This is a genomic window from Dorea longicatena (assembly GCF_024168045.1).
In the GTDB taxonomy this organism is placed as follows: domain Bacteria; phylum Bacillota; class Clostridia; order Lachnospirales; family Lachnospiraceae; genus Dorea_A.
The window spans coordinates 2,475,037-2,486,837 of record NZ_CP100126.1; the positions used below are offsets into that span (position 1 = coordinate 2,475,037).

10 protein-coding genes are annotated in these 11,801 nt (G+C 39.9%); all 10 read right to left on the reverse strand.

What is annotated here, in order from left to right; translation table 11 throughout:
• Window positions 1–65: 65 nt before the first annotated feature.
• Entirely contained in the window at window positions 66–1,088 is a 1,023-nt protein-coding gene (locus NKF87_RS11825; protein ID WP_161143944.1) for a zinc-dependent alcohol dehydrogenase family protein, read from the reverse strand.
• 83 nt (window positions 1,089–1,171) lie between these two features.
• Window positions 1,172–2,272, reverse strand: coding sequence for an ROK family transcriptional regulator (locus NKF87_RS11830; protein WP_215720163.1), 1,101 nt, complete (start codon window positions 2,270–2,272; stop codon window positions 1,172–1,174).
• 118 nt (window positions 2,273–2,390) lie between these two features.
• Window positions 2,391–3,341, reverse strand: a complete 951-nt coding sequence (locus NKF87_RS11835) for an ABC transporter permease (protein ID WP_028086394.1) — start codon at window positions 3,339–3,341, stop codon at window positions 2,391–2,393.
• Between the two features lie 21 nt (window positions 3,342–3,362).
• The gene (locus tag NKF87_RS11840) at window positions 3,363–4,865 is read right to left on the reverse strand and encodes a sugar ABC transporter ATP-binding protein (RefSeq protein ID WP_161143942.1); all 1,503 of its coding nucleotides are present in this window, start codon (window positions 4,863–4,865) and stop codon (window positions 3,363–3,365) included.
• An 82-nt stretch (window positions 4,866–4,947) separates the two neighbouring features.
• On the reverse strand, window positions 4,948–5,964 hold the full coding sequence (locus NKF87_RS11845; RefSeq protein ID WP_161143941.1) for a sugar ABC transporter substrate-binding protein: 1,017 nt from the start codon (window positions 5,962–5,964) through the stop codon (window positions 4,948–4,950).
• 80 nt (window positions 5,965–6,044) lie between these two features.
• Window positions 6,045–6,821, reverse strand: coding sequence for an SDR family oxidoreductase (locus tag NKF87_RS11850; RefSeq protein ID WP_028086391.1), 777 nt, complete (start codon window positions 6,819–6,821; stop codon window positions 6,045–6,047).
• Between the two features lie 205 nt (window positions 6,822–7,026).
• Window positions 7,027–8,193, reverse strand: coding sequence for an ROK family transcriptional regulator (locus tag NKF87_RS11855; protein ID WP_161143940.1), 1,167 nt, complete (start codon window positions 8,191–8,193; stop codon window positions 7,027–7,029).
• Window positions 8,194–8,428: 235 nt separating this feature from the next.
• Window positions 8,429–9,514 carry a M24 family metallopeptidase gene (locus NKF87_RS11860; RefSeq protein WP_253583593.1) on the reverse strand — a complete coding sequence of 362 codons (1,086 nt, stop codon included), beginning with the start codon at window positions 9,512–9,514 and terminating at the stop codon, window positions 8,429–8,431.
• Window positions 9,514–10,581, reverse strand: a complete 1,068-nt coding sequence (locus NKF87_RS11865; RefSeq protein WP_226851058.1) for a zinc-dependent alcohol dehydrogenase family protein — start codon at window positions 10,579–10,581, stop codon at window positions 9,514–9,516. Before NKF87_RS11865 ends, NKF87_RS11860 begins: the two co-directional genes overlap by 1 nt.
• Window positions 10,582–10,712: 131 nt before the next feature.
• The gene (locus tag NKF87_RS11870; protein WP_161143939.1) at window positions 10,713–11,624 is read right to left on the reverse strand and encodes an AraC family transcriptional regulator; all 912 of its coding nucleotides are present in this window, start codon (window positions 11,622–11,624) and stop codon (window positions 10,713–10,715) included.
• Window positions 11,625–11,801 lie beyond the last annotated feature (177 nt).

Below are 11,801 nucleotides of genomic sequence, written 5' to 3' on the forward strand. Positions count from 1 at the left end.
TTTTCTAATATAAGGGACGGAATATATAATAGTTCCGCCCCTTGTTTTTTTACATTCGCAACTGCTTAATCTGCAATCTTTATCATGACCTTTCCGGCTCTTCTGTATTCAGGCTTTGTAAATACATCTGCAATATCATCCAATGGTACAATATTTGTGATCAAGTCCTCCAAACGTAATGTCTTTGACTCCAGAACCTGTATTGCTCTCTCGTACGTATAAGGATTGATAAATGATGATGTAATATGCAATTCTTTCTTAAACACATCATCCGGCTTCAGTGGGAAACTATCCTCTGGCGAAGCAAGACCAAAAAACATTACTGTCGCACCCTTACCGGCAAATTTCACTGCATCTTCCTGTGTATGTATATTTCCCACACACTCAATTACAACATTTACATTCGGTGTATATTCATCCAACACCGCCTGAACATCTTCGTTTATTGGATCGATTACTTTTGTTGCGCCTAATTTTAATGCAAGTTCACGTTTTTCTTCTACCGGTTCGGACAGGATCAGCTTTGTTGCACCTTCATTCTTTGCAAGCTGCAACATGATCATTCCAATCGGTCCTCCGCCTATAACAAGCACCGTATCACCAGATTTAATATGACAGAGATCTATTCCATGCAGGCAGCAGGAAACTGGTTCTGCCATTGCAGCCTCGATAAAACTCAGATCATCCGAAAATGTATACAACTGTTTTTCATGCATAATAACATATTCTGCAAATCCTCCATCTACAGTTGTACCTACACCAATATTATCTGTACAAAAATGCTGCATAGCATTTTTACAGAAATAACATTCCCCACACATATCATTCGGGTCACCGCTCACACGGTCCCCCACTTTAATTCTATTTACATTAGCTCCGATTTTTTTTACAACTCCCGAAAACTCATGCCCCGGAATCAACGGCGGTGTAACTTCAAAAGATCCTCCATCACCATTAAAAATGTGCACATCCGTTCCACATACTCCACAATACTTTACCTGGATTAACACTTCATTGTCTTTCAGTTCCCTTACCGGAACATCTTCTACTACCAGATTATGTTTTCCGTAATATACTGCCGCTTTCATATTGTACCTCCATAGTTTAATTTTTAACTTGCTTCTTTTAATGGCATTGTAGCACAATACCATTATTTCATCAATATTTTAACTTAAATTATCTCAAAAAACTCATCAATCATATGGATTGCTGCTCCCACTCCTGTCGGTTCTTTCTTATATTTAGAAGGAACAAGATACCTTTCTGATTTTTCCTTAAATGAATCTCTGGCATCTACCCTGGCACACAGATCTTCCATATACTTCTCTATATATGCCCCTACATAACCGCCGATTACAATTTTCGTATCATATAACATACGTATGTTGTGAATACCTATTGACAAATATTCTAAATATCTGTTCCAATGGCGCCTTGCTCCGAGATCCTTCGTTTCTAATAATTCAAAGAATTTTTCCAGATCACCATCCGCATATTCTGCAAGCACATTTGCTCTGCACACTGTGTCAAAACAACCCCTTTGGCCACAATAGCATCTGTCTCCGGCTTTCGGAATAATCGTCATGTGTCCGATTTCACCGCTTTTCCTGCGTTCTCCCTCAAATATTTTATTAGCAACAATCACAGCTCCACCTACACTGTTGCTAAGACTAAGATAGAATGCATCATCCAGGTCATTTCTGTCCCATACTTCCGCATAACCTGCTGCTGCCGAATCATGGAACAGCCGGTTATGATATGGAATATATTTCGCAATATCTGCTCTGGTCACTCCTGTGAAATTAAGCGTAAGCCCGTAAGTAACCCTTTCACCATCATCACTGATCAATCCCTGAACTGCAATCCCGACTCCGAGAAATCTGTCATCCGAAAGACCAGTATCCTTTTTGACTTCTTCTACCGTCTCTCCAATCTTTCTCAGATAATTATCGTCATTCAAATCAAAATTCTCCCTGACCCTGATCAGACTGATAACATTACCGGATAAATCTACTGCCACACAATTAATATGATGCCTGTTTAAATACAAGCCGACTGCATATCTGGCTTTTTCTATGTAGGAATAAGCGGTCGCATTTCTCCCACCTGTATTTGATATTTTTTTTGACGTATCAATCAATCCCAACTCCGCCAGATTATTTAAATTCTGCGTGATTGTCGGAAGACTCAGCCCTAATCCGATCACAATATCCTGCTTTGATACTGCTCCCTGTTCCCTGATATATTGATATATTAACTGACTTTTCCTCAAAACTCTTCCCCTTGTCTACTAAAGTATTTAACGAAAATATTTTAGCAAAAATATTTTAGCAAAAAATCCCGGTAAAATAAACTTTTACCGGGATTTTAATATCTTTTCAGCTTTATTATTAGTTAGCCTGTCTCTTCTTCTGGATACAGTCAAAACCAACAGCAAGGACAAGTACAATACCAAGTACGATATCCTGAATCCAGGTATTGATATTCATAAGCACCATACCATTATTCAATGCCCCAATAATAAATGTACCAGCTACAACACCAGACATTCTACCGGAACCACCTGCTACAGACACACCTCCAAGGACAACGCAGGTAATAACTTTGAATTCGTAGCCAAGTCCTGCATTACCCATACCGGAATTTGTTCGTGACAAAAGTACAATACCGGCAAGTCCTGCAAAAAATCCTGATAATGCAAATACCAGATATTTAACTCTTCCTGTACGGATACCAGAAAGTCTTGCAGCTTCAATGTTACCACCTACTGCATAGAAATAACGTCCAAAATATGTCTTATTCAGAATAAATGCTCCAATGATAAAGCAGATAATCATAATAATTACCGGAATAGGTACCGGTCCAACCCATCCTGCACCAAATACAGAGAATTTTTCAGGGAATCCATTGATTGGCTGTCCATTACACATAATCAATGCAATACCGGAAAATGCTGTTTGTGTCGCAAATGTTGCGATCAGTGCCGGGATACCGATTGTCGCTACCATGAAACCATTCAAAAGACCAATCAGTGTAGATGCCAGTAACGAAATCAGTACTGCAAGATACATATTAACACCGAACTCAACCATCAGTTTTGCACATAAAATATTAACGAATGTAATAACAGATCCTGTACCAAGGTCGATGTCACCCAGCAAGATAACAAACATCATACCTACAGAAGCAATTCCCCATACAGCGACCTGACGCAGCATAATTAATAAGTTACTCATTGTAATGAATCTTGGATTTGCAATTGTAAATGCAATTACAAGAACGATAAATACTAACCAGATAGCCTGGTCTTTTAAAACTCTTGATACTTTGTTTTCTTTCATTTGTCTAACCCCTTCCTATGCCTATTTATCTCTTGCTGCGGATGCATATGTCATAATTACTTCCTGGGTGAACTCATCTTTTGAAAGTTCTCCTGTCATGTTTCCTTCTGAAAGAACCACAATTCTGTCAGACATACCCATCAACTCTTCCATCTCTGAAGAAATCATTAAAATTGTCTTTCCCTGATTCTCAACAAGATCGTTCATCAATTTATAAATCTCATATTTTGCTCCAACATCAATTCCTCGTGTTGGTTCATCAAAGATAATCAATTCCGAATCTGCTGCCATCCACCTTCCAAGGATAACCTTCTGCTGATTACCACCACTTAAATTTTTAACCAGCTGATTCAGGGAAGGAGTCTTAATTGCCATATTTTCTTTATATTTTTCTGCAATTTCCTGTTCCTGCTTATTGTTTATAACGCTGAGTTTGGAATTGCGCTCATAGATTGGCATATTAATATTATTCTTAATAGAAATACCCAACATAGCACCATGACGTTTTCTGTCTTCCGGCACCAGAGCAATTCCAAGATTAATCGCTTCTCTCGGGCTCTTCGGATCTATCTCCTTACCATTAAAAATCATTTTTCCTGATTTTTTTCTGACTGCCCCGAATATCATCTCGGCAAGTTCCGTTCTTCCGGCTCCGACCAGTCCACCAAGTCCAAGAATCTCGCCTTTATGAATCTTTAAGCTGATATCCGTATCTCCGTTACCTGTTACATTTTGTAATTCAAGAACAACTTCGTCTTTCTTAACACAATCTTTTCTAGGTGGATAACTTTGTGTAAGTTCACGTCCTACCATCAATTTAATCAATTCCTGGACTTCACTGTCCTTTGTGATCAATGTCTTTACATATTCTCCGTCACGCATAACCAGAATACGGTCTGACAGACGATATATTTCTTCCAATCTATGAGATATGTAAATAATAGAAACCCCTTCTTTACGAAGTCTTTCTACTACTTCAAACATACTCTCAACTTCTGCACTTGTCAAAGGCGCAGAAGGTTCATCCATAATCAGTATTTTTGCATTCTGCTGAACTGCTTTTGCAATTTCAACCATCTGCTGATATCCAACCGTCAGGTTCTTCATCAGTGCCTTCGGGTCAATCTTAATATGAAGAGCTTCAAATGCTTTTGCCGCCTCTTCTTCCATTGCTTTTTTATCAATGACTATTCCTTTACGGATAGGTCTTCCCAGGAATAAGTTTTCTGCTGCTGACAGTTCCTTCACATTATTAAATTCCTGATAAATAATTGCAATACCATTTTCCGATGCCAACTGTGGTGTCATGCTAGAAAACTCTTTGCCATTTACTATAATCTTTCCAGAAGTTGGAATAACCGCTCCTGAGCAACACTTAATCAATGTAGATTTTCCAGCTCCATTTTCTCCAATCAGAGCCAGAATCTCGCCTGGCTTTAATTCCAACGTAACGTCCTTCAACGCTACAACACCCGGGTATTCTTTTCTTATATGCTGTAACTGTAATACATATTCTTCGCTCATGTTCATCCCCCGTGATTCTACTAATTAACAGAGGCGGCGTAATGCCGCCTCCTTTTTAATCTGTTTCAGTTTTATGACTGTTTTACATTCCTTTTAAGATCTCATCAATGTTATCTGTTGTGATAGGTTTGATTGTTCTGTAAACGTTGTGATCATCACCCTCAAATTTCTCACCGCTTAAGATTCTTTCATACATTTTCATACAAGCTTTTGCTGTATCTTCGTTAGATCCTTCAAATCCAACGATAGATCTTACTGCTTCATTTCCAGCTTTCAGGGAATTCAGCTGCTGCTCTGTAACGTCTGTTGTAATAACACCTACGTTCTCTGGAATTTTTCCTTTTCCGTATTTCTGAAGAAGAGCTTCATTCGAACCGATCATAGCACCAGCTCCGACTCCAACGAATACATTAGCATCTGGATGTGCAGAAAGTACAGACTCTACGTTGCTCTGTGCTTCCGGTGCTTCCAGACCATCAACTTCTGCGATCACTTCATAATTGTCTTTGCAATTTTCTTTCAGACCTTCTTTGATACCATCAGCTCTTTCTTTCAGAACCTTTGTTGAAGGATATCCGATAACTGTAACCTGTGCTTTATCATCTGCTGTAAATTTATCGTTAATAAATTCAGCTGCTGTTTTACCAATCTCTTTACCAAGCTCTGTATTGTCCAGTACCCAGTTAGCCGTTGTGTTTTCCATCGGGTCATCCCAGCACATTACTTTAATATCAGCATCAAGAGCTTCTTTACAGATGTTCTCTACCGCTTTTGCATCAGAAGGGTGAACCATGATCAGGTCACATCCCGATGTAATAAAGTTCTCGATCTGGCTAACCTGTGTAGCAGAGTTGTCTTCACAGTCGATCAATGTGTAATCCCAGCCTTTGTCCTTTAACTGTTCTTCGAGTTTTCCCATAACTCCTGCCCAGTACGCATTGCTTAATGACTGAATTGTAATTCCGACTTTGTACTTTTTGTCTTTGGAATCTCCGCTTTCTGACTTGCTGTCTGATCCTCCGTCTTTGCTTCCGCATCCAACTGCCATAGCTGCTACCATCGTTACGCACAGTAAGATACTTACGATTTTCTTTTTCATAGATTGTCCTCCTTGAAATTAATAATTTTATTCGCATAGCCGTTGCTATTAGCTATCTTAGAATGATATAACCGGTCAATTTAGAAGCATGTAAATGCTCCATCTACGATGATATCTGATCCGGTTGTAAATGTACTTGTGTCTCCTGCAAGATATACCAGAATTGACTGTAATTCTTCCGGTTTTCCAAGGCGTCCCATAGGAGCCATTGCATTCCACTGCCCAATCAGTGGTTTCAGATCATCTCTTGACATGATCAGATCTGTTCCAATGTATCCCGGGCTTATGCAGTTGACTCTGACACCTTTCTTTGCCCATTCTACAGCAAGTGATTTTGTCAGAAGACTTACTCCTGCTTTTGACGCATTGTATCCACACTGTGGCTGCGGAACATTTACAATATGTCCTGACATAGAAGCTGTATTAATGATGGAACCATAACCCTGTTTTAACATTACTCTTCCTGCTGCTGTTGCACAAAGGAAAACGCCTGTCAGATTGATATCAATTACTTTCTGCCACTGAGCAAGTGTCATCTCCTCAGCTGGTGCATTTACTGCGATTCCGGCATTGTTATAACATGCATCAAGTTTTCCATATGTATCAACCACTTTAGCTACCATTGCTTCAACCTGATCCTGCTTTGTAACATCACATTCAATTGCGATTGTCTTAGAACCTGTCTTTTCTGCAATCTCATCTGCTACTTTCTGAGCCCCTTCAAGATTAATATCTACGATTGCTACATCTGCCCCTGCTTCTGCAAATGCCATGGCTGCACATTTTCCGATTCCGCTCGCAGCCCCTGTTACGTAAATTGCTTTCCCGTCAAGTCTCATGTTCTCAATAATTCCCATGTTGCCCTCCTTCCGGTTGTTAGCCGTGTCTGTTGGTTTTGATTCCGCATAACTCTTTTGTAAATCACTTTTACAAAAGCGCTTTGCATATCTTTGTTGGTATTATTATAATACTTGTTATTTTGTTTGTGCAATATGCAATATCGACTAAATTTTGTATGTGTATTTTGTATAGTTTTAATAATGTTATTTATTTAACATTTGTCTATATTGTCTGTATATAGTTTTCTATTAATTTAATCGCAGCTCCAAGCGCAGATGCCTCCGCCCTGTAATCACAAGCTCTTACATAATTTCCATCATGACCAAACAAGTTCTTTTCCGCCACCATCTGACGTAATCTTGGTACATATGGTCCAATCAGATTACCTACATATCCACCCAGGACCACTTCACAATCAAAGCACATCCTGAGATTATCCACTGCTATTGCTAAATTATCCAGATATTCATCCCATATCTTTTCATACTCTGCATTTCCCTCTTCAAGCTTTTCAAAAAATATCTCCAATTTTCCTTCTGTAAGATCTGCAAGCCGGAGTGCCGAACAATACGCATCCAAACATCCTTTTTTTCCACAATAGCAGGTTCTTCCGCCCGGATGGATTACCATATGCCCAAATTCCGCACTCCGCCAGTTATCTCCCCGATACATATCAACAGCCTCAAGTTCATTTCCTGCCGTCATGATTACATTGCTGTTTTCAAACAGCACCGCACCACCAACAGTATTACTCAGCATAAGATATACCATATTACCACAATTCACATGCTCAGCACTTTCTGCAATCGCTGCACAATTCGCATCATTAAGAAGAACTGCCGGGTATTTAAAATGTTCTTTCCATTCACTGCAGGATACATTATAAATATCCAGTGCGTTGGAATATGTAATAAGCTGTTCTTTCTTATCTATAATACAAGGCATCGATATTCCGATTCCCAATATCTTATCTTCCGGTATTGCATTTTCTTCTATAAATCGTCTGGTAAATACAGCAAGTGCATCCAGATATTCATTCGTATATTCAAAACTCTTTCTGATCCTTACATGTTTTAATGCCTTTTCTGACAAGTCTGTATACGTAATACTTATATGGTTTGCCGTCAGATCAATTCCGACTGCGTATTTTATATCTTTTACCGCAGCAATTGCTTTTGCCTTTCTTCCTCCCGTTGATTTTAACTCCCCGGCTTCCTTTAGCACACCTTCTTCTTTCAGTTCATTCACAATTGTAAGAACCGTCGGTCCACTGATATCTAATGCAGCAGAAATCTCCGGCATACTCGTCTCTGCCTGTCCGTTCACATATCTGAATACACGGTTTCTATTCTGTCTTTTCACTTCTACGCTGTTCGTGCTTCTTTTCATAATTTCTGCCCTCTACTTTATTAAGTATTTTATTTAAGTGTTTTTGTAACATCTATATTATATCATGTTACAAAAAAGAATACAAATATTTTTCACAATTTTTTTCATTTACTTTGCGCATTTTTGTACCATTTGTATATACAGTTTTAAAATTATAATTATCTACTACAAAAAACAGATGACACAGTTTCTGTGAGCATAACCTCTTTCTTTTCTGTATCACCTGTTTGTATTTTTATTCATTCTTTATATATAAGATATCCGCCACCGAACAACTTCCATATTCTGTCTCTATCACAGTGCATGGCCATGCTTTCGTTCTGGTAAATATCTCGACACCATTATCCGCAAGGAATGTAGTGTCCTCGCACTTTGTCCCTGCAATTGTTGGATTCCATGCATATGCCTGATTCTTCTTAATTACACCTTTCGTCTCTGGTGTTACTGTAAATTCCCTACAGCCATATCCGGTCGGTCCGCCCTGATGGTGCATCTTCCATTCCTTCGAACATCCTTCTTTTGCATATAATTCCTGTGCTTTCCGAAAATACGCTTGATAACTCATACCGTCTTTCATCAAATTCTGCATTGCCGCAAATATCTTCTGCGTCTTTTGCATTCTTCCCTTAATCTCTTCCGGCACCGGCACAAAATACACCATTCTGGTCATACTGACATTTAGTCCATACTTTTCACCGCCCAATACTACCATCAGACTTTTTTCAATCTTTTTGCTTGTCGGTACCGGATGACGGTAATTCAGGATTCTTTCATCACTTCCCACCAATACACAGTCCGGACTGATTCCCCTTGCGATGCATCCTGTTCTGATCTTATCTGCAATTTCTTGCTCTGTCTGTCCAGGTCTTGCATTCATGGCTACACCTTCTACGATTCCGGCGCATTCCTTCCCGATCTTCCGGTAACGCTTCAGTTCTTTTTCACTTAACTGCATACGGACATCGATAAGCTCTGACTGTACATTATCCGTACCCGCAATTCCAGTATCGGATGCAAATGTCCGGTCTCCTATATAATCTTTCAGATGTGCTTCAAAAGATTCATACCATGGGATCAGCATTCCTTTTGCTCTCAGCGCATTCTGCTCCGTTTCCATACGTGGACAGTCACTGCTGTCTGCTGCTACTGTAACCGATCCGTCTTTTTCGATGAGCAGATGTGCCACTCCGACTTCTGTGTTCGTCACTACAGCATTTGCATTTTCTTCTGTGATCCATTTGAAATTATCCCGTCTTCCTAAGATCACTCCGTCATATTCCGAAGTCTGAAGCCAGGATAATAATTTATCTAGATTCTTCATTAATCTTCCATCTCCATATTAACACATACTTTACCTGTTTTTCCGGTTGCAAATACGCGGTATGCTTCTTCCGTCCGGCTAAGCGGATATCTGTGTGTAATGATCTGGCTTGGATGGATCTTCTTGCGGTCCAGAAATTCGACCAGACGCTCCATATTACCTACGGATGTTACCCATGATCCATGTAATGTCAGGTTCTTATGTAACAGAAGCGGACTTGGCTCGAATGTTACGGTTCCCTGCTCGCCAAGGAATACCACATTGCCCCACATTCTTGCAACTTCCAGACATCTGTGACGGCCGATGCTGCTTCCGGAACAGTCCACTGCTACTTCTACACCTTTTCCGTCTGTATACTCCATTACTTTCTGTACAACGTCATCATCACCTAAGAGTACCTGATCTGCCCCGATCTTCTTTGCCATCTCCAGACGTTCTTCTGAGATATCTACACCGATCGTCTCTGCACCCATGGCTTTCGCAAGGATCAGTGCCGCCTGTCCGACAGGTCCCAGCCCCATAACCAGTACGCGGTCTCTTCCGGATACATTAGCCCTTAATAATCCCTGGTAAGCAGTTCCGAATCCACATGCGATCATGGCTCCGTCTTCATATGTCAGGAAATCCGGCAGATGAATACAGGTAGATACATCTGCTACCATATATTCCGCAAGTGCACCGTCTCTCTGCCATCCGTAAGCACGTCTCTCCGGATTCTGGCAGTTAATGAAGAAGCCTTTCTTACACTCGTCACAGTATCCGCATCCCTGAATGTGATATACAACCACACGGTCTCCTTCTTTAAAGTCCAGCACGTCTTCTCCAACCTGTACAACCTGTCCGCTCGGCTCATGACCTGCAATCACATCGTCATATCTTGCTCCACCTGTCTTATCTGTATGTTCATAATAAATATATTTCAGATCACTTCCGCAAAGACTGGCTGCCTTCATCTTCAGAAGTACCTGTCCCGGTCCGGGTACCGGCACCGGCTGCTCTACCTTCTGTACTTTTGCTCCTCCCGGAAGTTTCATACCGATCATCTTTTTTGGAATTTCGTATTTCATGTTGTATCCCTCCTGAATATTTTTATGATTTTTCTGCTATTAATTTTTCTGGTGTATTCTTTTTGTCATCCTCATCTTACCCCTTTTTCACATTCCATAACATAAACAATCTGACGAATTAATGGACTATATTACTGCTTCTGGATATAGTCACCGTTCCGATATTCTTTTGGTGATACTCCCATTACTTTCTTGAATATTCTGGAAAAATAATAGGGATCATCATATCCCAGTTTTTGACTAATCTCCACAATATACAGATCTGTAGACTTTAAAAGCTTACACGCCTCCTGCATCTTCAGGTTGATAAAAAAATCAATCGGCGCCCTGCCGGTATATTTCTTAAATGATGCATTGATATAGCTTTTCGAAAGTTCCAGTTCCTCTTCCAGATCCTCTAATTTCAGATTCCGATCCAGATGACGGTACATATAACGTACGATTGTTGTAATATGCCGGTTCTGCCGGCTTGCCTCATCTGCTTTTTCGCGAAAATATATCTCGGACAGGATCAGTGACAACACCTGGGAAATGTAGATAAAGTTTCCAAGTGTATAGTTGCGCTCCAATACACGGAACAACACACCAAATAATGTTATGATCCTATTCTCCGCATGTATGGAATTCATCTGAATAATCTGGTATTCTTCCAATGGATAATAGCCTGTATTTTCGCCCTTGAAGTGTACCCAGAAGATACTCCACGGATTCTTCTCACTGGCATAATATTTATGCTTCTGGTTTCTTGGTATACAGAACACTTCCTGAGGGTGAAGATGATACTTTTTATTTCCGATATGGATATAGCCTTCCCCTTCTGTACAATATAAGAGGATATATTCTTCTGTTCCTTCCTCCCGTTCCCGGTAATGATGATACGCCTTCGGGAAGAATCCGATATCTGTCAGGTACATCGCTTTTACCAGCGGATGTTTCAGGTATTCTTTGAATGATTCTGTTGGAATTATGAAATATTGTTCATCTTTGAATCCGTCTCTTTTCTGGCTTTCCTGTATGTATGCTTCATCCTTTTCTCTTTCCATCTTCGTTTGTCCCCTTGCCTTTTATGAATTTCTTATTACTCTTTTCATGGTTCTTTTTCATTATATTCAGCATAGCAATTTTGTGGAATATTGTCCATCTTTTTATGAAATATGATATTCTGCCAATACTATTTTCATGCTATCGTAAAAGCATACACAAAAGCATTGCTATAAATA